A 25,207-nucleotide genomic window follows, 5' to 3' on the forward strand; every position below is an offset into this window, starting at 1 on the left:
ATGCACGGCATAAGGAAAGATCGCCTTCCTAGTGAATTCACTATCCTGTCAATGTGATTTCACTAGAAAAATTTTTTCTGTATCTTTTAAGTGGAGTTTGCTAGTTGCTATGACCTATTACCAAATACCTGATCTTGAAACGCTACATAGCACAAGCACGAGTGATTTGAGTTTTCTGGTTGGCAAAACTGATAACTCCTACCTGGTTGGTATTTATATCGATTTCCCTTGTTATAAATGCGTTAAATCAAGATTTAGGTCTTCAAGCTGGTTTGAGAGCAGCAAATATAGAGCCTTGGCTGATGAAGAACTGCTCAAAATAAGTGAGCATATAAAAGATGAAATTGCTTCTTTTCACCCAGGAGTTATTTGGGAGTTGGATTCAGATCAGCTTTTCCTTATTAAGCAACATAAGCTATTGCCCAATCCAAAATGTTCAACATGCTGCCATGAGTTCTGAAAATAAACTTATTTTGTCCATGTCTGACTTATCAAGTTTAACTACGTGGCAAGAGGAAATTTTAAGTTCTGTTTTTAGCGATAAAGTAGGAATTATTAATGCTTTCCTGGAACGCAAGGAGTTAAGCTCATACGGTCTATCCATGCTTCAAGCATTGACTACAAAAACTAGCTATCTTTTCTCATTATCAAAAGACGTTTAAAGCGGTGGGCTAGGAGTAAACTTTGACTACAGTATGACGCTTAATACTTGTATTAGCGAAAGTATTGAACGTTATTGTATGCAATTAATCCCTGATGGTGATCTTGTCCTATGCAAACTAGATGATTTACCAAATCGACACAAGATAAATTGCTTTAACACTTATACTCCGGAGCAGTACAAAGAAAACAGCGATGCTTTTATTAATCCTTATGAGGATGAAATTTTATGGACAAAAATATATAATTCTAAAGTACATGAAGATTATATTTATAATCCTGCAAGTTTAGTATATTTGCCGTTTGAACTACAGAAAAATGTTGCTGAAACTTCTTCTACGGGCGTAGCAGCTCATCTTAATATCTCTGAGGCAATAGCTTCAGGCATTCTGGAATTAATTGAGCGTGACGCTCTCATGATTAATCACTTCCAAGATTTAAATCCTCCTGAGTTAGATATTAACTCTGTTCTCTCCAATGTGAGGAGTCCTGATTTTATAAGAAAGATATTATCTAACTACAATGTCAAGATATACAAGCTTTTTAGTGATATTAAAATCCCTATATTTCTTGCATATGTATGGACAGATGATGGTGGTCTCCATTTTGGAATAGGTGCTTCTGCTAGTCTTGATGCCGAACAAGGAATTTTCAAGGCGTTCCAGGAATGTTTATTTACATATTTTTACTCGAAAAATATGTTGCACCTTAGAAAAACCCTAAAAGATGATATTTCTTCTTTATATGAACACTTCTTGTACTATCAATCCAACTATTTCTTTGGCTTGATAAGAAACCGTGATGTGATTCAGTTTGAAAATGTTCAATTTAACCCTTCTTACCTAGATAACCAGCTTTCTGAAAATAATCTTGATGTATACTATAAGAATTTAACTACACCTGACATAGAATCACTGCCGATACAAGTGGTAAAAGTAGTTATTCCTGGACTTATCGATCTAAATAAATCATTTAAACTCAGAAGATTAGGTGCAAGACGTTTCTGGGAAGTACCTGGGAAATTAGGACTCAGGTGTTCAGCAAAACTGTTTGATGAACCACATCCATTTCCCTATAGAAACGCCGTATAGTTTGTGTACTTATCAATTTTTAGGAGAATTATCAATGATTAACCTTTATGAAGCGAGTGAAAACCCTATCAATAATGTCGGTAAGAAAGCCTACAACTTATCGCTATTAATGCGTAACGAAATGAATGTTAAAGAGGGCAGGGTTTTGACAGCGCAAGATATTTCAAGTGGCTTTCTTCTAGATAGTAGTAACTTACTAGACTCATTAAAAAATGACGTATATGCTGTTAGAAGCTCTGGTATAGGTGAAGATAGTAGGGAGTTTAGCTGGGCAGGTCAGTTCCTTACCCTTTTGAATATCAAGAAAGAATATCTCTCTGACGCTATTGCCAGAGTTATTTATCATTCTCATTCGAGTAGTGGGCTTAGACTCTATTCAAGATTTGCTAGTAACCAACCAAGTCATGATACTTCACCGACGTTAGCAGTTATTATACAAGAAATGGTTATTCCATTGTATTCAGGAGTTATCTTTACTAGAAACCCTGTTGATGGCAGTAATCATTTGATTATTGAAGTGGTCAAAGGGTTTGGAGAAAGTCTTGCTTCAGGTAGAAAAACGCCGAAAAGATATATTTATGACTACTTTTCGCAGCGATTCATCGAGACAAAACCAAATGGTATTCAATTAGATGAACCAACTCTTAGGGAATTGTTAAATGTTGCTAATTCAATTAAACATATTTTTCAATGCGATCAAGATATTGAGTTCTCTATTGAAGCAAGCACTGGCAAGTTATTCATCAACCAAGCTAGACCAGTTACCACTCGTCGTATAGATGATCGACAACCTTCCCAAAGTGATTCTCAGCAAGAAATAAGGGGAGGAATAGCTGCCTCTGCAGGTTTAGTTCGTGGACAAGTTGTAATGGCACAAACTGCTCATGATAAGCAGGCAATGGATTTGCTTAGTAGAGATACGGTTTTGGTCACTAAGTTTACAGACCCTGAGTTTATTCCAATGCTATTAAAGTTGATGAACGGTGGGGCTTTGGTTACAGAAGTGGGTGGGATGCTATCGCATGCTGCCATAGTCGCAAGAGAACTTGGTATCACGGCAGTAGTAGGAGTACCTCAAATAACGGAAATTTTGCGTACTGGTCAGCTTGTGGAAGTTGATGGAGATCGAGGTCATATTAGAGTTTTAAACTAGGTATATATCAGGGCTGTACTACAGTTTCTTTGGAGTCGTTTAGCAAGGAACAAGGAACAGATAGAACAATGAACATATATCTAAAGAAAAAAATTATCCCAAGCCATTGGAAAGCCGAAATCGATGATTTCATTGATGCACAGCTTCTCAATGCAAATCGTTATTTCGCTGAAACTCATATCTTACTCGGCAAGCTGGTTAATGAAACACTTAAGGAAGAGCCTCAAACATTTTACGAAAATCTGGTGCAAAGATGGAAATGGCATCATACTTTTTATGAGGAATATTTAGAGCCAGCCTTACTTGATCTTATCGAAGATGATGTATTTGAAATTTCTCCTCGGCAACTTGATTTTATAGTGAAAATTTATCATGTTTGTGTTGCCGTAGATAAAGCCACTTTAGTTTACTCTGCCGCAATTAAAAAATATGTCCAAAATTGGATTGATGAGAGTTTGATTTCTGATGAAATCATTACTTCGCTTATTACGCCCAATGAAAAATCATTTTTTTAGAGTATCAGCTTGCTCATTTGCAATATATTCTTGAATGCAGAAGAAACGCTTCATCGGATTTGACTGAGAACTTACGTACTGCTTTACTGAATAAATATCATATTGGAGATTCGGAAATTTATGAGAGTCGTTTGAGAAAGTTTTCTTGGGTTGATAATCTTGATTTAGATGATATTAATTTGACCGTACAAGGCTTAGAGAAGTCGGTTCCAGTAATCAGAAAGTATGACACTATCCCACAAGAATTTATAAGAAAAATAATTGCTTTTGACAACCGAGACGCATATTTTATTTTAAGGACTTTTATCGGAATTTCTGGGTTTGTCTTGCGAAGTAAGATTCTTGAATATTTAAACAAAGCTAAAATCCTAAAGAATGAGGGAGAAATTTATAGTTATAACGATCAGGATATTATCGCAGGACTATATCATTTCAAAGAATATAGAAAATCTGTTTTGAGAAAAAATGTTTCTGGGTATATACAAACAGATTATACATGTACTGCAGTTTGCTTAATGATGGTTCTGAACTACTATGGAATTGTTCCAAGTAGTCCTAATGTAGAACAGAAATTACACTCTTTGTCTTGCTCTAAATATACTTCGGGCGAGCATTATTCGGGGGTAGTGCTAAACAAGTAATGATGCATTATAATGATGGATGAAATACCAAATAGCACCGATATGGTTGTCTAATGATTTGGAAAATGACAAGGTTTTGCGTACTAAGCGAGAAACGCGCTGGCGTAAGGTGTTGTTGAATCGTTCAATATAACTGGTCTTACCCGTTTCTTTACCGACAGCTTGATGACGCTTTTTCGGTAGCACTGCTCCATAGGCAGCCCAGAAATCGGTGTGAGCAACCGCACACTGCCGGTAAACCTGAGGTAAGGAATTCCATAATTGACGGGCTGCCGCTTCGTCCCTTGCTCCAATATAAACACCGACAATTTCACGAGTATTGGAGTCCAGAGCTAACCAGACCCATTGCTTGTGCCGTTTGTCAGCGACAAATGACCACAACTCATCGCATTGAATCGTTAGCCTCCCCCTTTTTTTTTGCGTCACCTGCACACTTCGAGGCATCATGGCATATTTCTGGTTGACGTAGGTTTGGAGCCATTGTTCAGAAACCTGCGCTGCACGGGCAATTCCAGCCAGGGAAATGCCTTCTAGCAGCAATCGATCAATCAGTTCCCCTGTGGCTTGAGCAATCACTTTTTTAGTCGATTGTTCTACAAACTGTCGTCGGCAGTGATGGCATTTGAACCGTTGTTTACCGTTGTGGATACGACCATTTTTGACTGTTTGAGAAGACGCACAAATGGGGCAGCTTGGCATGATAGGAAAGCATAAGCACGAAATTCTACTCCTCTATCATTACATATTTAGCACTACCCTTGTCCCAATATGAAAATATGTGCGATATTATCGCCAATATTCCAAGGCGACTAAGACCTGTTCTTCGAGAGTTAGGATGGTGCGACGTCCTCTTCTGTCTTTAGGATTTTCTAGGGCAAAGTTTTCTAAGGCATTAACCATTGCTTTTAGGGTTTGAATCTTGATACCAAATCTACGTTGAAATTGATCGGGTTTCAAATTTAGGTAAGATTGATTTTTCATGATTTACTTATTTTGTAACGACCAACAGAACTTTCTAGCATTTTATCCTGTTTCTAGCAAGGCAAGAGTGCAAATAAGTCAGGAGTTTGGATTCAATCAACTCTCAGCAAAGATTTTCATTATATCATAAAACTATTTTCCAAGAAATCTATTAAGTTATTTATTTTTCATTCCTAAGTATCCCTTTTGAATCGGGAAAAGTTGTTCATTTTCCTCCGAGTGAATGTGCAATTTGTCCTCTGAGATCCGACTGCACAAATAGTAAAAGAGGACGTAGTGTATCAATTCATCCTGATGAAGCTTTAATGCAAGAGTTGCGAGCGCGTCAATCCACTACCACTGGTCGTCTTGACTTGAGAAAGCGTACTACAGTTGAACATTGTCTAGCCCATATTGGTCATTGGCAGGGGGACCGTGCCCGGTATCTTGGACAAAGGAAAAATCTCTTCGATTTACGTCGAGTCGCTGTTGTCCATAACCTCCATGTCATTGCTCGAATATCTAAGCTTTTGCCAATTCAACCGGGCATAGAGTCGAATTCAGTGGCCGGGTAATTGCATACATCTCTTTTGTTGTCAACTTCTAATACTGTACCGACGCCCTAGATGATCTAGGTTTTCTACTTTCATCTGGGATGCTTTCTGCATGGGCTGCTGAATCCTGATTTGAGCGTTCATCGATCTCGCCAGTTTACACTATTTTTGGTGATGATTGGTTACGGAAGAGCGATCGCAATTAACGCTTTTTCGCGGCTGTGAGCGCGTTACGGATACGTAATAAACTTGGTTTTTTACCGAGCGCAATTTTAACTGATATCAGATTTAACTCACGCCCTCACGTCAATTTTCCAGAATGGACTACTGGGTAATGCTGAGTGACCGAGATAGTTGAGTATTTCTACTCATGATGGTCTCGGATGATTCACTTTTACCCCCTCAATCCGCCGGTAGTGCCAGTTGGGGGTGCGGAATGTGGGTTAAAGTTAGCTATTTTTTTCTCTAGTTCCTCTGCTCCTTTTTGCAGCATTGCTAGCTAAAATTTAAATCTATCCATGCTAACGGGGTGACAACCCCGTCAGCTTTGTCGGATTATCTGCTAAGTAAATCCCGATTTTGTTTGGCCGGCAAATAGTTAGGATCGATTTTAAGAGCTTCTTCAAAAGCATTGAGTGCTTCTTGATAGCGCTTTAAGTGGAAGAATGCCATTCCTTTGGCAACCCAAATGCCGACCAGCTTCGGATCGAGCCGGAGGGCTTGCTGATAGGAATTCACAGCTTCTTCGTACTGCTTCATTGATTCTAAAGATAACCCTCGGTTGAACCAAGCTGATACAGAATTCGGATCGGTGGCGAGCGCGCGATTGGCAGAGGCGATCGCCTCCGGATACTGCCCCAAGCGCCACAACACAGCACTGCGATTTGCCCAAACAGAGGCGAGGGAAGTCGCAGGGACTAAACTAAGATCGCCGACGATCGCTCGATCGTAAGCTGCGATCGCCTCTTGATAGCGCTGCATGGCGTTGAGAATTCCCCCTCGATTAAACCACCCTTGAAAGTAGTTTGGGGCGATCTCAAGGACGCGATCGCTCGCTTGCAGTGCTTCTGCGTATTTTTGCGCTTGCCAAAGGATGACGCTTTTCGCATTCCAAGCGAGGTCCCAGTTTGGCCTCAAACTTAGGGCGCGATCGGCAGATGCTAGGGCCTCTTCAAATTGACCCAATCCTGCCAGTGCTTGACCCCGCTGGAGGAAAGCGTCAGCTGGTCCGCTTTCGTCCCATTTGCCATCTCCTTGCCATGCTTTCTCACAAGCATTCAAAGCCTCTTGATAATTCCCTAACTTGTTGAGTGCTGCACATAAATTCACTAAAGCAAAGGCATAATTCGGGCTGATTTTCAACGCTGTTTCTAGCGAGCTGCGTGCCTGAGCATAGCGGTTTAATTGATTTAAATTTGCCCCTTGCTGCGCCCAAGCTATTGCCAACGACGGAGCGTTCGCCGTGGCTTGTTCATAAGAATTAACCGCTGCTTCCCAGCGCTCTTGGGTATTTTTTTTAACACATTCATTGGTCAAAACAATGGTCATTGGTAAGGCAGTCTCGGTTGAGGAACAACTTCCTAAGACTTCTGGGACTTGCCCCCAACGGCTGAAGGCAAACCCCCGCCAAAACCAAGCTTGAGCGGGAAAACTTTCCCCCCAATTCTCATTCACTTGTAAAGCGCGATCGCAAGTCGCAATTGCAGCTTCGTATTGCCTAATTTCTGACAGCACTCGGCAGCGGCTTACTAAAGCAAAAGAATTTGGCCCTTCTACCTTTAACGCTCCTTCAAAAGATTCTAAGGCTTGAGGATAATGTTGTTTCCGCTCCTGCGCTAACCCCCGGCTTATCCATGCTAAAGTTGGCGAAAATTCACCCCAATTTTTATTGACCTCTAGAGCGCGGTTGCAGGCGGCGATCGCCTCGTCTTGCCGACCTAATGCTGAAAGCGATCGGCATTGCTGCGTCAGGGCTAGCGAATCCTGAGAACGGATTTGCAGAGCCGCCAAACTTGATACTAATGCTTCCTCATATTGCCGTAGATTCAACAAGATATCGCTGCGGACAGCCCACAGAGTTGCGTTTCTTTTTTTTAAATTAATTGCCTGATTGCAAGCCGACAAAGCTGCCTCATATTTGTGTTGACTCCGCCAAACGCTACAGAGAGAAAAATAGTAGTTAAAATCTCCAGTAACAGGGACAGATTGGGAAAGCCTGTCTGGATTATTTCTCCGGGCAGTTTCTGCTACTGAAATCTGCGGTTGCAAGCTGATATTTAGAACTAGGTTTACTGCACCGATCCAAGCTAAAATACTTTTCATAACTATCGCGAATTGCTCACTATTAAAGCTGAAGGAGGTTATTGACTTCAATCAAACTGAGGAGAAACTTCCATTGGTGAAGGCTGCAGGGAAGGGGTTGGGGAAGGAGTTGTAGAAGGATCTGAGGAAGATTGGCTGTTTGGCTGCGGATTGTCCTGAATTAGAGGCGGCGGGGTTGGTATATTTAGCTTAGGTAAACTTGGCGACGAAGAAAGGTTGTTTGGCTGCGGATTGCTCTGAATTAGCGGCGGCGGGGTTGGTATATTCCGCTTAGGTAAACTTGGCAATGAGGAGGGGCTTGGTGGAGCAGCCGGCGCAAAGATAGAGGAATTTTTTCCCGCCTCCCCTGGTGCTATTGGCAGATTCCTCGGTTTGGGCGCAGGCAATTTTTTACTGTCAGTTCCTTGAGGGGAAAGAGGACGCGGCAGTACGCCTTTTACATCTGGTTTTGAGGGGGAATTCACGGGAGGCGATACTTTCTCAATGGTTACAGTTCTACTCAATCTCTTACCATTAATTCCTGTTACTAACAGGGTAATTGTTTCGCTACCTACTTGCTGGCTGATGGGATAAGAAATTGCCCCTTCCAAACTAACTGTTCCAGGACTAGGCAGCAATTCAACTTTGGTATTTTTATCTCCTGCAACTTTCCACGAAATTACCAAGTTGCGAGCCGGACTTAGGGGATTTCCTTGCAGAATATATTTGGGTAGAGCTTCTTGACCATTAACGGCAAGTTCTAAAATTCTCAGGGGAGCTTGATAAGAATTGATTCTAATATTTTCCGTCTTTTGCGAAATCGTAACTTGATTATTAGCTTGCTTCGGAACCACAAAGACTTCAAATATATAGTCTCCTGCTTTCCTCACCTTTGTGGGAACTTTCCGGCAAATTAAGTTAGTTTCCCACGCACAATATAAGCTTAATTCTGAGGGAATCCCGTTCAGAAAATTGTAGGTTTTTAAAGGAGCAATGACTGTCCCGTCTACTTGTCTGCCAACTATTTTTAACTCTTGCAATTGTTCGGGATTGGCAATTTGCCAGTTTAAAGCAATAGATGCTCCTCTACCTCCCTCTCCAGTTGAAATATTAGGAGAAATAGTATCTAAACCGCTGGCTATTTCTTGATAAATAGGTTTGGTGGAACTGAATTCCACAATTTTCGGCAATGCCAAAGCTCCAATTTTAATCGTGCTAGTCTTCTGGGAATCTGCTAACTGTTCGCCTTTTTTGGCAAAAATTTCCATTTGAAAAACGTAGTTTCCCGCTTGCTGTGCGTCGGTGCGGACATTCTGGCAATTCAAAACTCTTTCTAACCTACAAAAATCTTGGAGTTCGCGAGGAATTCCTTGGTTAAAATCATAGAAAACGGCTGAGCTAAGAGCGATGCCACTTTCAGGAGATATGCCAACTATTTTGATTGCTTGTAATTGTTGGGGGTTACGGATCTGCCAACTCAAAGAAATTGCATCTCCCGTCGCTTCTTGATAGAGAGAAGAAATGGAAGTAAATTCCGCAATTTTCGGCGGTGTAGGCGGACGAAACAAAAACCACCAAATTAGGAAAATTAGTGAAGTAATCGCCCCTGCACCTGTTAAAAGTAGTAAAATCAAGTGCCACAAAGGGCGTGCTTCCCAAATTAACGTTCCTTCTAAGCGTTCCGGGACTGGCAGTTTGTAAGTATCTGCAAATTCTACATAAAATTGAATGGGAAGACCCTTCCCAAACCAAGGACGCCGCCACCATTTATTTGGTTTAACTCGCAAATCAATTTGACTGGTTGCTTGCGAGCCTATTCTAACTTCTTCTGGAGAGAAACTATAGGTACAAATTGGCTTTTCTGTGCCTTCTAGCAGACTCAAGTTAATTTCCCGCAGCGTGTTGCCCGAATTAGCAAGCAACAGGCGAAACCATCCTGCTTCTTGCCCTACTTTCGCAATCATGGTTTGCAGTTCGGGCATTAACTTATAGATGGGATTAACTTGTAAATACACCACATCCATCAGTACCAATTCTAGGTGATTTACCGAACTTAAACGGAAAGCGGGCGTGTAATTCCCTGCTTTAATATTGAGGGGAAATAGCAATCGCAACTGGACGTGTCCTTTGGCTCCGGGATTGAGTGCTAAACTTTCCCGTTCTGTAACTAATCCTTCTTCTACCAGTCCTTCTGGATAAGTAATTGTAAACCAATTGGAGGGAAGATCGGGAGAAGTCAAGCGGAAGCGATCGACGCGATCGGAACGGTTATAAACTACTATTGTTATATCTAGAGGGTGTCCTGGCTGAATGGCAGCAGGTTGGATGGCACTAGTAGCAGGTAAAATTGCAAAAGTGGGATCGTTAACCCGAACTGCAGACTGCACGGGTGGTAATACTTGAAGTTGCGCTTCATGGCGAATGGGCGTATCTTCTGGGTAGTGTTGGGGTGCGTCAATAACCAGCAAATATTTGTAAGTATTAGGGGTGGCATTCATAGGAATTGCCAACCGAAATGTAACTTCAGCGCTGGAATGATTGGCAAGGGCTAAACTTTCATAAGGGGAACTACACCACTGCCGCAGCAACCCTGAACTTTCATCAATATAAATATTAATAATAGCGCCTTGGTTGCCTTGATTCGTCACCGTCACCCGCAGTTCAAAGATTTCGCCGGCAAAAGCAGAAGTGCTTTCCGAGGGATTAACAATTACAGCTAGAGGTTTGGTCGAAGTGCTAATTTCTTGCTTGAATGCGTCATTCAAGCTTAGAGCAGGACTGTTGTTTGAAGGAATTTGCTGTACCATAGTTTTTTATTGTTAAATTAAAGTAGAAAGGGAACTCACGGGTTTTTCGTGTTCAGGGCGATCGCTCAATATTTCTGCGAGAATCGCAACCTAAATCCTCCCGTCTTTTATCTTTTCCAACTCTCACTTGAGTATCGTCGCTCCCACTGGCAATTAAAACTTGGCCATCAACTAACTTGAGATGAACACTGTTAATTTTTTTATTATTATAGGAGTGGGTAACTTTCTTTTGAACCACTTCCCCGTTTCTCAGTTCTCTAGCTCGTTTTCCTTCGGAAGTTAACGCCCAAAGAGTTACTTTTCCGTCATCTCCCCCACTCGCTAAATAGCACGCATTTTCACTCAAAGAGATGGAGCGAACCGCTTCACCTTCTTTGCTATGGAACCAGCGATCGAGCATTTGGCAAGGGCCTTTTCCCTCCAGGCAAGATCGCATATCCCACAGCATTATGTTACCTTTATTATCAGCCGTTGCTAAAATGTGAGGAGCCAATTCTGCGGTGTCCACAGTTAAGATGTAGTCGTCTTGACTCCCCAGAGGGTAGGGAACTTTAAAGGTGCGATCCGTTGATAAATCCCAAAGCACTAATTGGTTGTATCGCCCAGCTACCACTAAGTTATTATTGTTATCTCCGATTAGCTTGAGAGCATAAACAGCAAAGTCAAATTGTTTTTTATTCATAAGCCGATTGCTTTTCTTGAACATCGCTTCCCGCCGCAAAGTTGTGTCCCACTGGATTACTAAGCCGCTGCCATGACCGCTGAACAATGAGCGAGAATCAGGAGCAAATTCTAGAGCAAGTACCCGGTCATCCTTTTGATAATAAAAAGCGTCAATTAGCCCCGATCCTCCGGTTAATTCCCAAAGTTGAATTTCACCATTTTCCAATCCGGCTGCGATGATATTATTGTCAATAGGTCGATATCTCACAACTCGGACTGCTTTATGAGCGTTGCCAATTTCACTGAGGAATTGATTGGTCAAAGGATCAAAAAAACCAGCTACCCACCAGAGAGCAGTTGTTTCATCAGTCGAGCCAGTTACTAAGGTGCTTGCTAATCCATTAAATTGCACAGAATTCACTGCTTTTTCGTGTCCAAAAGAAGGATTGTCTGGATTGAGCCAAGAAAAGTACCAACCTAACCACAGCAACAATAATCCACTTCCCATTAGCAACCAACTCGGGATGAGTGGTAATACCTTAAGCTGTAAGGTTTCACTTTGAGGAGAAGTCCCTCCCAACCGCTGATCGGATAACTCGGCCACAACTTCAATCAATAAGTTTTTCACCCTCCCAAACCAATGTCGCTTAACTTTTGCTACTAAGAGCATTTGATTAGTGTCGCCAATTGGTAATTCAACTTGTTCGGGAATAAGGGAATATTCGATTTTTTCTTCACTTTCAACGTCAACGTGGCAAATCTGCTTGATATTGCTCAGGTTCTCAAAATTGAGTTGGTAAGTAATTGGATCGGAACGCCAAAAATCTCTTCTTCGGGAGGGGACACGGTGTTGCTGAGGAGAACATCTAAACAACAACGATCCTTGTGGTAAAACCAACAAACTCCCTGCAACTTTCGAGGATAAACCATTCGTCAGGGTTGCTTCAATAGTAAAAGGGTAAAGTTGACTAGCTGCTTGGGTAGTTTCAGGAATTTGGCACAGGAAAACCGCTTCCACGCGATCGCGCGGTGCAACGTGCACAACTTGTTTGTCTTCAATTAACCAGGTCGAATCTATTCCAGACAACTGCAATACGGCATTAGCAGGTTGGTAACTGGGATTGTAGATTTGAACGGGAATCTTAAGCAACTGCTGGGGATAAACTTGAAATTCCGGCACCGGGAGGGTTAATGATAAAGCAACTCCGCTGGTTCCTTCCTGTACAGTTAAACGCAGAAGTTGCCGTATTTCATCTTGAAGCTCGATGGAAAAAACCCGCACTGTCAGATTCACCTGACCGACAAAACCAGGCAAAGGCGTATCAATAATTTTAACAATAAATTGCGTACAATCTCCCGGCGGTTTTTTAGTAGAAACTTCTGAATTCAAAAAATACCAATTTTGATTGAGTTTAGCATCTGCACCCGCCGCCTGCACTTCTAACTGAAAGCTGGCAAAGCGATCGCTGTCATTTATGGCATTGACCTCAAAAACTGCGGGTAAGCCGCCGGGCTTAAAAGTAAGTTCCTTCGTGGAAATACTGGTACTAATCAGATTATTTGCCATGTCAGCGTTGACCTATTATTCTTTGATTTCCCTTTGGATATTCTCCTCGAGAGTCATTAGCTGATTGGACACAACTTTGCTCTCAGGAAAACTATCAAATTTTTTGCGAATTTTTTGAGATTCGGCCATTAACTCTTCCCAGTAATCTAATTGCTCCGTTGAAACTGCTAACCTTTTAGAGTTTTGATTTTGAGAAGTTTTGTTTTGCAGGGTGACCAACATTTTTTTCATGTTCTCTTGGCGACTATAAATCACCTGAGCCATCGCTAAAAACACTTTGCCTAAACCTCCAAATTCGTCGCCGCGAGAGGCGACCTTCTCTAAGGTTAACTCATCCAATTGCTCTAACTCAATGGCTTTGGCTGCTTGATACAAATCTTGAATGGGTTGGTTAATCCAGCGTACCATCAACAGCCCAAAAATAACGCCTCCCCCAGCAATGGCAAGACTGAGGATAATGGTAAAGCGAGTATAGGCATCAATGTTTTGAGTAAAGTCTGCTTTGGGAATTACAACAACCAATAGCCAATTAAGTCCTTGGTTATCCTGAATAGGAGTTACTTCAACAACGTGCGAATTGCCTCCGAAGGTAAAGGAGAACTGCTGTTTACTTTCAATTGCCTCTAAACTTTTAAATTTATCGAGTAAATATTGACCTGTCCCTTGAATGACAGCCTCTTGGCTTTGTGTTACCTTCAGCCTTTCTTGTTTGCCGCCCACAATCTTAAAAGGCTGCTCCTGGCTCGAAGTTGCGACGAAATTGCCACTTCGCTCTAAAATAAAAGCTTTACCAGTGGCACTGATTGACAAATTTCGCAGGAAATCACTCAGATCTCGAAGAGTTACGTCAGTTGATAATGCCCCCTGAAACTTCCCCGTTTTTGGCTCCAGAATGGGCAAAACTAAAGAAATCATAAGAGCATCTGTAGCATAACTATTATAAATGGGAGTCCAAGCTAACTTTTCTGCTTCCTTAGCAAGCTGATACCAGGGGCGGAGGCGAGGATCGTAGGGAGCACTTTTAAGGAGCTTTACTCGATTGCCCTGAGAATCAAGTTGATAAAAATTCCTCTGGGGATTGGTTGATTCATCTCTAAATTTTAATAGCGTCTGCTGGGATTCCTTTTCAACAGCAATATACTCTCCCCTTTCATTACCAAAGTAAATATTAGTGAAAAGATTTGGCTGTTGTACTTGATGCCAAAATGATCGTTGTAACTCTGCAAAGTCATCAAGCTTTAAATCACCGCTTTGAATGGCAGCTAACTGCGATCGCATTAATACCTGATGTTTTTCTAAATAACTGTGAACTTTTGATTCAATAATTGTTGTAGATTTTTCACTCACTTCATCTACCAGATGTTCAATCTCTTGTTTGCCCGCTTGAAAGCTAAACCAACTACTTGCTCCCACACCAACAAGCAGAGGAGTAATAATCATGAGTGGCAGGGTATAACGAATTGATAGAGAATTGATCGTACCCTCCCATGCTGAATATAAAAAAGATAATTTCTTGGCAAGCATAGTATTCTGACTCTTATGGCTGTAGAAGATGAGATATTTAAGAACAAGCGGTTATCCACTTATTATAATTGCATCTGCATTAATTGCCTCCTCCGCCATGCAAAATGTAAGATATTAATCCCCATTTCTTGAGCATTTCGTATCGTCTCTCGCGGTAGACTTAAGTTTTTACATAATCCCCAAGCTGCTGAGATATTACCGATCGCGAAGACAATACCGCCCCAATTGAAAATCTTGACCTCTTGAGTTTCTACAAGCGGAAATTCCCCGAATAGAAAAGGTTGATTTCGTAATGGGTGTTGGCGAAAAATCACTCCCGACTCTTTCGGGTAAGAACTAATTTGACGAGCCAATTGCTGAACTTGTGAATTTATTTTTTCAATTTCTTTATCGATAGATTTTTGAGTCTCTACCCATTCTCGCTCTAACTGCTGCCGAATTCCAGCCATCTCATTGTCATCTTCAAAATTAAGCAAAGTTCTTTGCAGTTTCTTGTGCACGTAGATTAATTCCTTAAAATCAGTTGTTGTCGGATCTAGTTCCACTAAGACAACACCACCGGTTCGGTCGTATTCTTTCAATATCTCTAATTCAGCTTCTGTCAAAGTGATAAATTGTTGATAAGTGATGTAAAGCAGATCGTGATCTAACAGGAGATCGCGCTGTACTCCTACTTCTAAGTTAACTTGTCCTACTTCTTCAATGCCTCGCATTGCTGGATAAAGTGCAGCCACAGATTGAAGTAAACCGGATAAATAAGCAGAAATGACGCTATCTGCAGGAGAATTTTGAGCAGCGATCGCCATGCGAACGATTCCTTGGGGGCGAGCGATCGCTTGTTGGCGGTAGCGCAAATCAACCTGATTTTCACTGGGAAAAAATACATGGTTCGGTTGAGAAAGTAGAACAGTACCGGACATCAAAATGATCCGGCACAATTCTACTTCTAAATCATCAGGATAGCTGATTTTTTCATCAATGCGGAAAGTTTCCTGAATCTGACATTTCGGTTCTTTCCGGTGTAATTTTTCGGGATCGACGTAGCTAATGACAATATGCACTAAAATTGGCTGTTCTTTTGCCTCGGAAGCAATGCGAAATTCCATTGCTTCTGGGACAATAATAAGATTACCCACTAAATCAATCGCAATTCCACTTTGAATTTTAATCCATCTGCCATCTCGATATTCTGCTGCTATATCGTCAGGAGCGGGAATAACAGAAACTCCTAAACCGCAAACAATTCCCGGTTGATTTAAAGATTGATAGTGGAGGTTCTGGCGCTGGCGGTGGTAAGTGTGAGCGCACTGCCACCGTTCAGCATTTAATAATAGCCCATCTTCGACAAAGAGGCGATTCAAAGGTAAGGGTTCTGGTCTGGGAAATGACTGATTCATATTTTAAAAGTATAGCAGTAAAAAAGTGTTATAACTTTGAGATCCATCAAGGGCGAGCTTGGCAAGAATTATTTGATTTCTATCCAGCAGCTATTAATAAGTCATAAGTACAGAAAGCAGGTTTTTCTTGTTCGATAATCGTGCGAGCTAACTGTTCATCAACGAAATGCTCTGGCTCGGGGCGGAGGCAAACAGTAAAGTGAAAGGGACGCACTCCACCCAAAACTGCATCGACCTCTAAGCGAGTTTCTCCTAAAACCAAACCCTGGCTGAAAAATTCATAAATTCCGATATGTTTATTATCTTCAGAGGGTTGATGTTCATCCAAAGGCAAATGAGTTGCCAAGTGGAGGTAGAGGCGGAGTCCCTGACGAGTCCCGCGCCAACGGTAAATGTCAAGGGCGTTGCGAATCAGATTTCTCTGCCGATCCAAACTTAAATAAGGGAGAATTTGCCACCCCATCCAGTAAGCGAGGAATTCTAGCATTCCTTTGGGAGCAGTGAGCGGATCTAAATAAGCCCAGAGGTTAGCAAGAATTTGAACGTCAGGTTCAAAAGTTGCTTCAAAAATTTGTAAGAAGCGTCCTAAAAAATCTATTTCTCGATAAATTTGAGGCAGGAATTCTAGGTAGCGAGTCACTGGGCGGACGTAGAGGTTAAAATTCGCGACTTCTAATAGTTGTGGCACGGTTCCAGGCTGAGAACCGTACACTGCCAAACGGCCGCCATAATCGAGTTTGAGAACTTGGCCGGCACTGAGAGCTGAGGGAGATTCAAAGAAGGTGGCGGAAATTTGGAAATAAAGAACTGCTTCCAGCCGTTCGCCAGGGGAAAGTATGTTTCCTTCTATACTGTCAATGCGACACCAATCTAAGGGGAAATCTCCTGTTAATTCTAGGGACAGCTCTAGGGAAAGGGTTCCTAAATTTTCCAATTTGACCAGCATTTCGCTGGGTTCTCCCGGTACAAGCAAGAGGCTCTGATTTTCAGCAGCATATTCGGCTCGGCGAGACTGGAGCGGAAACGTATCTGGATCGGCTTCCGGCAACCGCTGGGCAATGAGGTTAACACTTAGGAGTTCGCTAGAAAAAGCTTGGGTCATTTAAACATTAAGATGGGTAATTGGTAATCGGTAATTGGGGTGTTGCTTAATTAGGGTATGAAAAAAATTATCTTGAAAACCCATAAGCTTTGTTGATACTGGTTTATATGACTTGCATATTTAGCTTTTCATACGGTAAATTAGCAATGCGGTAATTGGTAATTACTTGCGGATTAACAACGGACAACTGACAACTGACATTTATCTACTGAATGAAATTGATAAGGTGCTGCGATCGCGCTTGAGAGTCAGCCCAAGAACAAATCAGTCCCAAGGGCCCGGGATTGACTATGGGAACTGGGGGCAAACGCACCCAAGATTGCTCTTGGCGGCGCAGTTCAAACAGCTGCAGAGTGCCGATATAGCGCAGCGCGTCAAACTGTTGCAGGACAGCGATCGCATCATTGGGATAAGCAGGCTGACCCAACGGCCACCCCTTACCGTCTGCACCGCCTGTAATGGGATTGAAAAACTGATACAGTGCCACTAACATTTGCCTCTGAATTTCTGCTTGAGCCACCGCATTGTTATACTCTGGCTTGAGGGCAACCTCTGTTTGCACGGCGATACCAACGTAATCAGGTTGGCTGCACAGCACTTGCACACCTAAGAGCCGCCGCCGATCTAAATAAGCGATAATTTGTTGATCCAGCGCCGATGTCAGCGTAAAACTGTCCGGGTTAATGCCTTTACCGCGCTCAATCCCATCCAAGCTGGCTTGCGGGACAATTAACAGCCTCACCGTTCCGGCTTGTTTTCCAGTTGTTCGCAGGCAGTGAGCGCGGGCAACAGCACCTTGGCCGCCGCGAATGGCTAAAGTTTCAAAGTCTTCGGGAGTAACGGCGCGATCGCGCGTTCGCAGCATCAGCGGGGCGCGGATTGCGGCTTGTTCTAGCGTTTCTCCGTCACTGCCATTGCGAGCTCTGATGTGGTTCGTAACGCTGGCAACGTAAGGAACCGCCGTTTTCAAGATTTCCAAGATTCCCGCTTGGACATTGCCCGCCGCGCCGCCCCCAGTCCGGTAGCGAGACATCTGCAGGCTAGAACCCCTAGACGGTATCGCGCCGTACTGCTGTTCTAAGGTACCAGTAGCAGGAAGCACAGGCTGTGAACCACCAGTTTGCAGGCGCGCCCGCAACTGAGTTGCTTCCCTGAGTTGGGCCGCTTCCCGCACCAAGGGGCCGAATTGGAGAGTGCCGGTCATCGAGTCCACCGTATAGTGGCGATCGCTCGGCTTTGAATCTGCAAAATCGTTCACCTCTTGCCACCGCTGGGGAATGCCACCTGGGGGAATGACGATCAGGAACTCATCCTCTTGCCGTGCCAGCACAGGACTCCGTTGCAATTGAAACGTTTGTCCGGGGTCGCCATTACTTTCCCCCAACAGTTCATCCTCAACGATTTCACATTGGGTTGCCGTTACTGTTCCCCCGATCGCCACTGTCCCCAGACCGACAATGCGGGGCGATCGGCTGTAAGCAGGCTGTTGGCCGCCCGGTTCTGTACAGGTGCAGCGCAGCCACCGCCCCCGGTAGGCGGTAAAGTGAGCAACGGGGAAATTAATTGGCAAGTGCAAGATGACATCGGCTCCCTCTACAGGGTTGCCACCTCGTTGAGCAATGTTGCTGAAGCTGAAGCCTTGGGTTTCGTCGTCAGATTCGTTCAGCAGGAGTGGCACCCATCCGTTCCCATTCCACGCTTCCCAGCGGCGCGGGGGAGAGTTGGGGTTAATGCCAGTGGGGGTGGCTTCTTGGCCTTTCAGGGTCAAGGCGATGACGTTTCCTTCTAGGGGTTCGTCGGGGTCTAAGACCAAGTAAAAGCAATTTCCAGGCTGGGGGATTTCACTGAAGAGGGAGAGTTCTGGTCCTGACCAGTGACCGTTATTGTCCATGCTCCAGAAGTTAGTGAAGCGATCGCGCAAGACTTGGGGAATGTCAGGGGCGTCTTCCCCGACGAGGAAGTGCTGAATTTTCGGCTGGGCAACAGTGAGGGGGCGATCGGTGGTAAAAATAATGGCGGGTTGGGTAGCCGTGCGCTCTGTTGCCACTTCGGTGCCAGCGACAATGGTATAAGCTGCTGGCAGGTTGCCCACTAAATAAAAGGTTAATTCTGTAGTAGCAGGGTTGGGCGGTTGCAGGCGAATACCCAGCAATTCGAGAAAGGTAATGTAATTGCGCGTGGGTACTTGATTGAGGCGGCTGAGCATTTGGTCTGTCAGCCAAGCAAACAATTCAATCACAGTTACCCCTGGATCGCTGGGGTTGTAATTCGTCCACTCTGGGCAATAGCGGGGAATTCGCAGCAGGCACTCTTTTACCAGGTCTTCGTAGTCCCGGTCATCTAAATTCGGCTTGGGTAGCTTGGGCAGGAAATCAAAAACCATAGTCTAGGTAATTGGTAATGGGTAATTGGTAATTGGTCAGTTGCGATCTGTTAGCTAATGGTTAACTGTTAAGTGTTAACTGCTCATTGCCCACTGATTACTGAGAGTTACCCATTCCCGAATTCTGGTTCTGGCTGAAGGTAAAACGGAAATATAATACTGCGGGACTCGTAGCTGGTTTGGAGGCGGTAGTTAATGATGAGATCGACTCGGCCTTGAGTGGGGTCGGGATCGGCTAACACTTCATCAACAATAATTCTGGGTTCCCACACCTCTAAGGCTTCTTGGACATAAATCCGCATCAGCATTAGGGTTTGCGAGTTTATGGGAGCAAACATCAACTCGGACAAGCGACAACCAAAGTTGGGGCGGTACACTCGTTCTCCCCACTGGGTCAAGAGAATGATGTATATAGATTCTCGGATGTTTTGCTCTTCTGCACTCAAGTCAATGCTTCCCTGTGGGTTGACTTGCAGGGGAAACCGCAAACTTTGACCCAAGTAGGGGCGACGCAATTGCCGGTTGGCTAGATTGACCATGCCAAGTACCTCCGCAGACAGATGCTCTCAATTTAGCAAAGTGGGTTCTGTGGGAGTATTCGACAAAAGTCGAATCAACGTGTAGGAGTTGTCGAGGAAGTTGCTGGTGGGTTCGCTGGAGCGGACTTTTGATTGCTGGTGGGATTGGTAGAAGCGTTCGCTGGGGATGCAGTCTGAGACTGAGTAGGCGAAGTTCTGGGCTGAACTTGGTTTTGTAGTGCTTTTAAGGTTTCATCGCGCTGGCGATCGGCAGCAGCATTTTTTTGAATTTCCTGTCGCAGTTCGGCGGCGGTGCGATCGCGCTGGCGATCGGCTTGAGCATTGTTTTGAATTTCCTGCCGCAGTTCGGCAGCGGTGCGATCGCGCTGGCGATCGCCCTCGGTATTTTGCTGGAGTTGCTCCTTTAAGCTAGTCAGAGTTTCACCCACATTGACCGAACTGAGTGGAGTGCCGAGGAGGACGCCGCCCGTTAAAATGGTACCGGAAACGACTACTTTACCCGAGCCGGGTGTGAGGTTGATGTCGCCTTTGGAGTGGATGGTAATGTTAGAGGAGCGATCGCTCAACGTGATGCGCTGCCCTTCTTGGGTCTGAATTTCTATGGAGCCATCGCTATCATTGATTTCAATTTGATGACCGCCACTGCTGGTAATGTAGATTCCAGCTTGGCTGCTATGTTGAGTTTCCTCTACAAATTGTAAAGTGTGACCTGTGCGGGTTTTAAACGTTCGTAGGCGCACTTGAGAGCGATCGCCCACTGTATTTTCCACCTTTTCTGGAGGTTGATCTTCTCCATTCCAAACGCCACCAATCACATAAGGGCGATGGATATCGCCATGTTCAAAAGCCACCAACACTTCATCATTAATTTCTGGCAAGCAGTCAAAACCCCGCCCTGGACCGGCGCCTACCCCGACAACTCTTGCCCAATAACTCGCATGAGCCGTGCTGTCTTTTTCAGGTGTAAGAGTCGGAAACTTCACCTTAACTCGCCCCCAACCTTTGGGATCTTTGTTATTAGTGACAATGCCTACCAGATGGGTTTGCCCAGGTCTGGGCCTCACAGATGGGGACAATGTTTGCAGCAAATCGCCTCCGCGCAGCCCCCGCACGCTAAACTCTGTGGTATAAATGCCTTCATAGAACAAGTGGCGGCTTTCGGTAACGTAATATTGACCGCTATAGCGCCCCATTTTTTCTAGTTCTATCACTTTCCCTGGTCGAATGCGCGGATCGCCAGGAGCTTGAGCATCCGCACAGACAAAATCTCCCTCTAATTCACTAAACAGCGCTTTTGCCATTACCTCCGCTTCTTTAAGAGTGGCAGTCGGCTTATCAACTACGATCATTTTCGGCTCTGGAGGGTTAGAGCCGAATTTTTGGCTGTAGTCGCTTCCTCGTCCATGATTAGTGGTCGTAATAACTAAGTTATCCGATGCGTTAGTTACTGCTACCTTTGTCTGCCCTGTTAAATTAGAGCTATTCGATGCAGGCGCAGGACTTTGTTGAGGGGCGCGGGCAACAATTACTTCTTTTCTTTCATAGTCCCAACTCCGCACTTCCACTGCTTTGACTTGTTCGGCAGTGGTAATGCGGACGCGAAAACTAGATACATCCCGCAGCCATTGCAGCTTTAAAATTTCATTCTGTTTAGGTTTGCGAAAATACAGTTTGCCATCTTGAACAAATAATTCAAAGCCAATGCGAGCCGCTCGTTCTCGCAAAAACTCCATATTAGTTTGATTTTCTTGAAAGATGTATTCGTGTACCTCTCCGCTTTCTTCTAAGGTGTCAATTTCGATGCCTAATTCATTGGCAATTTCTTCAACAATATCCCCATCTGTATAGTCTTGAAAAGAGCGGATATAACGCCCTCGATGCAGGCGGTGAGCGACATCATAACCTCGAATGACGATGGGCGCTTGGGTACGACTGGTGAAGTGGGTTTCTATTGCTGTAATTTCTCCCTCGATGACATATCCTGTCTGTGCTTGAGTAGATTCTGTGGTACTGGAAGTAAAACCGAGTTTAACTTTTTTTCCAACCTGAACAATGGAATCGTATTGCCAGGTTGTTGTTTCTTGATCTAAGGGAGCATAGGGGTTATTAATCACCAAAGTGAACATTCCAGGTAAGTGTAGGCTTTCTTCTACACAAATTTGGAGGACATCTCTCGTGAAATCCTTCATTAATTTTGGGTCGGCATCGGGAATTTCGATGAGGGGAATAGATACATAATCAGTAGGTTTGGAAGTCATAGACACTCAATGTTTTATCAAAAAAAATTGGCTAAGATTTATTTGCTAATGATAGATTGTCGCGCACTAAATCCTCTATCTGCGACTCCTAAATCAACTTCTTCTAGAGTGATATTGACCATTGCCCTCACGGGAGTACCATTGGGTAAAAACATGGTCAACTTGTAATCTAACTGCTTGACCATGCAGCACATATAATTTTTATCGCCCCAAATGAAGTAAAAAACAGGAGGCCGTCGAATATCGAGTATTTGCTCTCCTATCTTTCCTGCACCATATTCTTTGTATTCCAAAGCATTTACATTTACTCCGGCAAAATTTTTACCAACAGATGTAAAGAGTTCTTGGGCCGCTTGATTACCCATAGTGGCTTGTACCACTCTTTCTTGATATTTTTTTCCACCCGCCTCTTCTTTTTTAAATGGGTCTTGAAATTTGGAAAAATCGACGGCATCTAGTAATGGTTGAATCTCATTTAATACACTTCCTCCTGTTTCGTAGGTATCAAACAAAATTCCAGCTAAGCTTAGCTTGTATGGTTCAACAAAGCCAAAATTAACTTTGGGTAAACCTCTTTGTGTCCTTGCTCCGTTCATGGGAGTGATACTAACACTTCGGCTCAGGCTCAGATCAGTTGGGTTGAACATGAAGTTAATCGTAGAAGCTTGTTCCCCAGTTCTGGGAATTAAAGCAGCTTTGGCAAGACGGCTATCAACTTGTTGTTGTTTATAGAGGTTTTCAGCCTCTTTCCGCCTTATTACTTCTATTGTTTGGAAATCTTTATCCCGCTTTCTATCAGATGTTCTCGCCTGTGTCTCTATGGCTGAATTGCCAATTTTTACAAGCCCATCCTTAACTATCTGGCGTGCTTTGTCTGATTTTGTCATGTTTCACTCCTAGTTACTTAGAAAACTTGAACTAATTAGAATAAACTGCGTGTGACGAGCAGATACGTTAAGCTAATCCGCATTTAAATTGCATAGTAAAATAAATTTTTCCTCTTGTGGGGTGGGCATCCTGCCCGCCCTCAACATACAAATTAAATGCACAACAGCTTATTAATTAAAATTGAGGAAACCTCTCAGATTTTAGAGGAGTTATCGGTAACTATAATAGAACCCATGACGCTCTCTTTCAATCTCTAGGCGTTGTCGCAAGAGTGGATAAATTTCTCTTGCCAAAATTTCTACCTTGTCAGTTGTTAATTCTTCCTCTTTTTTCTCTTCCTTTGTTTCAGTAACTTGGGTTAATTTTTCAGATACTCCGAGATAAGAGGATGAGATAGTTTGAGCAGGTTCAGCGTTACGAGGGGCAGCTTTTTCTTCCAATTTCGTTCTAGATTGGAGAGCTTTTTCCATTAACGCCTTTACAGAAGTTGGCTGCTGTTGCAAATCTAAACTGTGAATGCCTGCGGTTCCGCTAAAAATTCCAGGGGGAAGTAGCATGGCAGTGCGAATATCCGATATTGCTTGCTGCTGTTGGCGCGGAACTGCTTGCTGCACTCCTGTCGAGTAGGTTTGCACCACTGCGGGGTCGCTTGGTATTGCATTATTTTCACCGAGCAATTCTTCAATACTTGACCATGAATCAGGGACATCTGTGATTGGAGCATCGCTTTCTTGCCTTTGAATCATCATACTTTGTTTTAGCACTTCACTACTGAAATCTTTGTCCGATTTTTCCTGTATATTAGTAACTGATGGGTAGGTGGGGACAGCGGGTTCTACAGAAAAGTTTTGAGGCTCATCGCTTGAGAAGATACGGGCAGTTTCTGGGAAAGAAGTTTCTGAGAGGAATTCAGAGCGTTGAATCAAAGGTTTAGTAATACCTAAAGGTTGGCTAGTGGTAATATTTTCCAAAACTTTCGGGAGTTGGGGAGTGGCTCCAGGTTGGCTTAATAGCTGGGCGACAGTTTGCGTTTCGGCAGGTCGGACATCCTCTGTGGTAATACTGGCTTGAGATTGATGAGGCTCTGGCTCTCGCTGGATGTTAGCAGGTTGACTGGGAGAAAGCGATCGCCCTTCTATTGAAGACTGTTCTCTTACACCAGGCGATGCTTCTGTTTCTTGAGAGTCTGAGTCTCGCTGGATGTTAGCAGGTTGACTGGGAGAAAGCGATCGCCCTTGTGCAATAGGCTGTTGAGGATCTGAAGAGGCTTGGGCGATCGAGGTTTGCTGCTGAAGCTGAGTAAGGGTTGACCTTTCCCCCGCAGGTTGCTCTTCTGGAATGGTACTAGATTCAGTTGAGGCTCCTTTCCCATCCTGCTGAACAAAATCCGGCTTGTCCCATGCTAGTTGCACCTGTTCCGGTGCAGAGGTTTGAAGTTGTTCAGGTTCTAATTCTCCCGGTGTCCTGCGAACAAGCGATGGTTTCGTTGTCTGAGCAAGCGATATTAGACTTTGGTCGGTACTCTCAGGTGATGCACCGGAAGCTACCACAGTACCATCTTGCTCAACGGTTGGGTCAGAAGGGACTATGGCACTAAGTTGGGCGATCGCGGGGGTCAAACGATTAGTTCCGCTACTTGGCAAAGGCTGGTTGCTTTCCCGATCTGTCTGAATCGCAGGCAACTCAGAGGCAACAGACCCTACAATAGCTGTATCTGTTGCCTCACCTGCTATTAGGGAAAGGTTGGGGGCAGATACAGATCCTACCTCGTCGATCGACCTTGCATCTTTAGATATTAATGATTCTCTAGCGGAGTTTGCCTCTGCGATCGCCTCTCTTTGGAGAAATATTGATATTCCTTCATGCTTTTGGACATTTGGAATGCCACCCGCTTGTTCGTTGACTGCTGGTAATGGCTGAATGGGTAAGGGAATTTCGTTTGGATAGTTTTCCTGCTTTTGGACATTTGGAATGCCACCCGCTTGTTCGTTGACTGCTGGTAATGGCTGAATGGGTAAGGGAATTTCGCTGGGATAATTTTCCTGTTTTTGAACATTTGGGATGCCAGCCGCTGGTTCGTTGGCTGCTGGTAATGGCTGAATTGGTGAAGGAATTTCGCTGGGATAATTTTCCTGTTTTTGAATATTGGGGATGGCAACTATTGGCTGGCTGGATGTAGAAATCTCCGCCGCTTGTTCGTTTGC

The 25,207-nt window shown here is 43.8% G+C and carries 19 protein-coding genes and 1 pseudogene; 7 read left to right on the forward strand and 13 right to left on the reverse strand.

Annotated elements, in window-relative coordinates:
* Positions 1-109 precede the first annotated feature (109 nt).
* The 6 genes from QT992_RS17510 to QT992_RS17535 all read left to right on the forward strand — a co-directional run bounded on the left by QT992_RS17510 (position 110) and on the right by QT992_RS17535 (position 4,060).
* A complete protein-coding gene (locus tag QT992_RS17510; protein ID WP_333316881.1) occupies positions 110-460 on the forward strand; it encodes a hypothetical protein in 351 nt (116 codons plus the stop codon).
* On the forward strand, positions 450-662 hold the full coding sequence (locus QT992_RS17515) for a hypothetical protein (RefSeq protein ID WP_333377382.1): 213 nt from the start codon (positions 450-452) through the stop codon (positions 660-662). The genes QT992_RS17510 and QT992_RS17515 overlap by 11 nt, the downstream gene beginning before the upstream one ends.
* A 33-nt stretch (positions 663-695) precedes the next feature.
* Positions 696-1,751 carry a YcaO-like family protein gene (locus tag QT992_RS17520; protein ID WP_333341005.1) on the forward strand — a complete coding sequence of 352 codons (1,056 nt, stop codon included), beginning with the start codon at positions 696-698 and terminating at the stop codon, positions 1,749-1,751.
* 34 nt (positions 1,752-1,785) lie between these two features.
* Positions 1,786-2,904, forward strand: coding sequence for a PEP/pyruvate-binding domain-containing protein (locus QT992_RS17525; protein WP_333316884.1), 1,119 nt, complete (start codon positions 1,786-1,788; stop codon positions 2,902-2,904).
* A 68-nt stretch (positions 2,905-2,972) separates the two neighbouring features.
* Complete coding sequence (locus QT992_RS17530; RefSeq protein WP_333377384.1) at positions 2,973-3,419, forward strand: hypothetical protein; 447 nt, start codon at positions 2,973-2,975, stop codon at positions 3,417-3,419.
* A gap of 59 nt (positions 3,420-3,478) precedes the next feature.
* A complete protein-coding gene (locus QT992_RS17535) occupies positions 3,479-4,060 on the forward strand; it encodes a hypothetical protein (protein ID WP_333377385.1) in 582 nt (193 codons plus the stop codon).
* On the opposite strand, the gene QT992_RS17540 is transcribed toward QT992_RS17535, so the two are convergent.
* Both QT992_RS17540 and QT992_RS17545 read right to left on the reverse strand, forming a co-directional pair.
* Entirely contained in the window at positions 4,049-4,759 is a 711-nt protein-coding gene (locus tag QT992_RS17540; RefSeq protein ID WP_333377387.1) for an IS1 family transposase, read from the reverse strand. The genes QT992_RS17535 and QT992_RS17540 overlap by 12 nt on opposite strands.
* A gap of 87 nt (positions 4,760-4,846) precedes the next feature.
* Positions 4,847-5,041 carry a hypothetical protein gene (locus QT992_RS17545; protein WP_333316892.1) on the reverse strand — a complete coding sequence of 65 codons (195 nt, stop codon included), beginning with the start codon at positions 5,039-5,041 and terminating at the stop codon, positions 4,847-4,849.
* 182 nt (positions 5,042-5,223) lie between these two features.
* Here QT992_RS17545 and QT992_RS17550 point away from each other — a divergent pair.
* Positions 5,224-5,595 (forward strand): annotated as a pseudogene (locus tag QT992_RS17550) (transposase); the annotation flags it as partial.
* Positions 5,596-6,129: 534 nt separating this feature from the next.
* Here the strand turns inward: QT992_RS17550 and QT992_RS17555 are convergent.
* The 11 genes from QT992_RS17555 to QT992_RS17605 form a co-directional block, all read right to left on the reverse strand.
* Positions 6,130-7,896, reverse strand: a complete 1,767-nt coding sequence (locus QT992_RS17555; protein ID WP_333340997.1) for a tetratricopeptide repeat protein — start codon at positions 7,894-7,896, stop codon at positions 6,130-6,132.
* Positions 7,897-7,943: 47 nt separating this feature from the next.
* Complete coding sequence (locus QT992_RS17560) at positions 7,944-10,682, reverse strand: hypothetical protein (RefSeq protein WP_333340994.1); 2,739 nt, start codon at positions 10,680-10,682, stop codon at positions 7,944-7,946.
* Positions 10,683-10,734: 52 nt separating this feature from the next.
* Complete coding sequence (locus tag QT992_RS17565) at positions 10,735-12,912, reverse strand: hypothetical protein (RefSeq protein WP_333340991.1); 2,178 nt, start codon at positions 12,910-12,912, stop codon at positions 10,735-10,737.
* 15 nt (positions 12,913-12,927) lie between these two features.
* Positions 12,928-14,436: a cache domain-containing protein gene (locus tag QT992_RS17570; protein WP_333377389.1), complete on the reverse strand. Its 1,509-nt coding sequence runs from the start codon at positions 14,434-14,436 to the stop codon at positions 12,928-12,930.
* Between the two features lie 62 nt (positions 14,437-14,498).
* Positions 14,499-15,833, reverse strand: a complete 1,335-nt coding sequence (locus QT992_RS17575) for a hypothetical protein (protein WP_333316902.1) — start codon at positions 15,831-15,833, stop codon at positions 14,499-14,501.
* Positions 15,834-15,912: 79 nt separating this feature from the next.
* Positions 15,913-16,935, reverse strand: coding sequence for a phage tail protein (locus tag QT992_RS17580; RefSeq protein WP_333316904.1), 1,023 nt, complete (start codon positions 16,933-16,935; stop codon positions 15,913-15,915).
* Positions 16,936-17,140: 205 nt separating this feature from the next.
* The gene (locus QT992_RS17585; RefSeq protein ID WP_333316906.1) at positions 17,141-19,318 is read right to left on the reverse strand and encodes a putative baseplate assembly protein; all 2,178 of its coding nucleotides are present in this window, start codon (positions 19,316-19,318) and stop codon (positions 17,141-17,143) included.
* A 107-nt stretch (positions 19,319-19,425) separates the two neighbouring features.
* Positions 19,426-19,857 (reverse strand): GPW/gp25 family protein, encoded by a 432-nt coding sequence (locus QT992_RS17590; RefSeq protein WP_333316908.1) that lies wholly within the window; start codon positions 19,855-19,857, stop codon positions 19,426-19,428.
* 74 nt (positions 19,858-19,931) lie between these two features.
* Positions 19,932-22,115 (reverse strand): phage baseplate assembly protein V, encoded by a 2,184-nt coding sequence (locus QT992_RS17595; RefSeq protein WP_333316910.1) that lies wholly within the window; start codon positions 22,113-22,115, stop codon positions 19,932-19,934.
* Between the two features lie 38 nt (positions 22,116-22,153).
* Complete coding sequence (locus tag QT992_RS17600; protein WP_333316912.1) at positions 22,154-23,002, reverse strand: CIS tube protein; 849 nt, start codon at positions 23,000-23,002, stop codon at positions 22,154-22,156.
* Positions 23,003-23,212: 210 nt separating this feature from the next.
* Positions 23,213-25,207 (reverse strand): hypothetical protein (locus QT992_RS17605; protein WP_333377392.1); only part of this gene is annotated, 1,995 nt, incomplete at its 5' end.

Origin of the sequence: Microcoleus sp. T3_D1, from assembly GCF_036700405.1 — a bacterium.
GTDB lineage: Bacteria > Cyanobacteriota > Cyanobacteriia > Cyanobacteriales > Microcoleaceae > Microcoleus.

Bases quoted from the DNA above. Each gene is read 5' to 3' on its own strand.
- QT992_RS17510 (WP_333316881.1), top strand. From the start codon at position 110: ATGACCTATTACCAAATACCTGATCTTGAAACGCTACATAGCACAAGC.
- QT992_RS17515 (WP_333377382.1), top strand. From the start codon at position 450: ATGAGTTCTGAAAATAAACTTATTTTGTCCATGTCTGACTTATCAAGT.
- QT992_RS17520 (WP_333341005.1), top strand. From the start codon at position 696: ATGACGCTTAATACTTGTATTAGCGAAAGTATTGAACGTTATTGTATG.
- QT992_RS17525 (WP_333316884.1), top strand. From the start codon at position 1,786: ATGATTAACCTTTATGAAGCGAGTGAAAACCCTATCAATAATGTCGGT.
- QT992_RS17530 (WP_333377384.1), top strand. From the start codon at position 2,973: ATGAACATATATCTAAAGAAAAAAATTATCCCAAGCCATTGGAAAGCC.
- QT992_RS17540 (WP_333377387.1), bottom strand. From the start codon at position 4,759: ATGCCAAGCTGCCCCATTTGTGCGTCTTCTCAAACAGTCAAAAATGGT.
- QT992_RS17545 (WP_333316892.1), bottom strand. From the start codon at position 5,041: ATGAAAAATCAATCTTACCTAAATTTGAAACCCGATCAATTTCAACGT.
- QT992_RS17555 (WP_333340997.1), bottom strand. From the start codon at position 7,896: ATGAAAAGTATTTTAGCTTGGATCGGTGCAGTAAACCTAGTTCTAAAT.
- QT992_RS17560 (WP_333340994.1), bottom strand. From the start codon at position 10,682: ATGGTACAGCAAATTCCTTCAAACAACAGTCCTGCTCTAAGCTTGAAT.
- QT992_RS17565 (WP_333340991.1), bottom strand. From the start codon at position 12,912: ATGGCAAATAATCTGATTAGTACCAGTATTTCCACGAAGGAACTTACT.
- QT992_RS17570 (WP_333377389.1), bottom strand. From the start codon at position 14,436: ATGCTTGCCAAGAAATTATCTTTTTTATATTCAGCATGGGAGGGTACG.
- QT992_RS17575 (WP_333316902.1), bottom strand. From the start codon at position 15,833: ATGAATCAGTCATTTCCCAGACCAGAACCCTTACCTTTGAATCGCCTC.
- QT992_RS17580 (WP_333316904.1), bottom strand. From the start codon at position 16,935: ATGACCCAAGCTTTTTCTAGCGAACTCCTAAGTGTTAACCTCATTGCC.
- QT992_RS17585 (WP_333316906.1), bottom strand. From the start codon at position 19,318: ATGGTTTTTGATTTCCTGCCCAAGCTACCCAAGCCGAATTTAGATGAC.
- QT992_RS17590 (WP_333316908.1), bottom strand. From the start codon at position 19,857: ATGGTCAATCTAGCCAACCGGCAATTGCGTCGCCCCTACTTGGGTCAA.
- QT992_RS17595 (WP_333316910.1), bottom strand. From the start codon at position 22,115: ATGACTTCCAAACCTACTGATTATGTATCTATTCCCCTCATCGAAATT.
- QT992_RS17600 (WP_333316912.1), bottom strand. From the start codon at position 23,002: ATGACAAAATCAGACAAAGCACGCCAGATAGTTAAGGATGGGCTTGTA.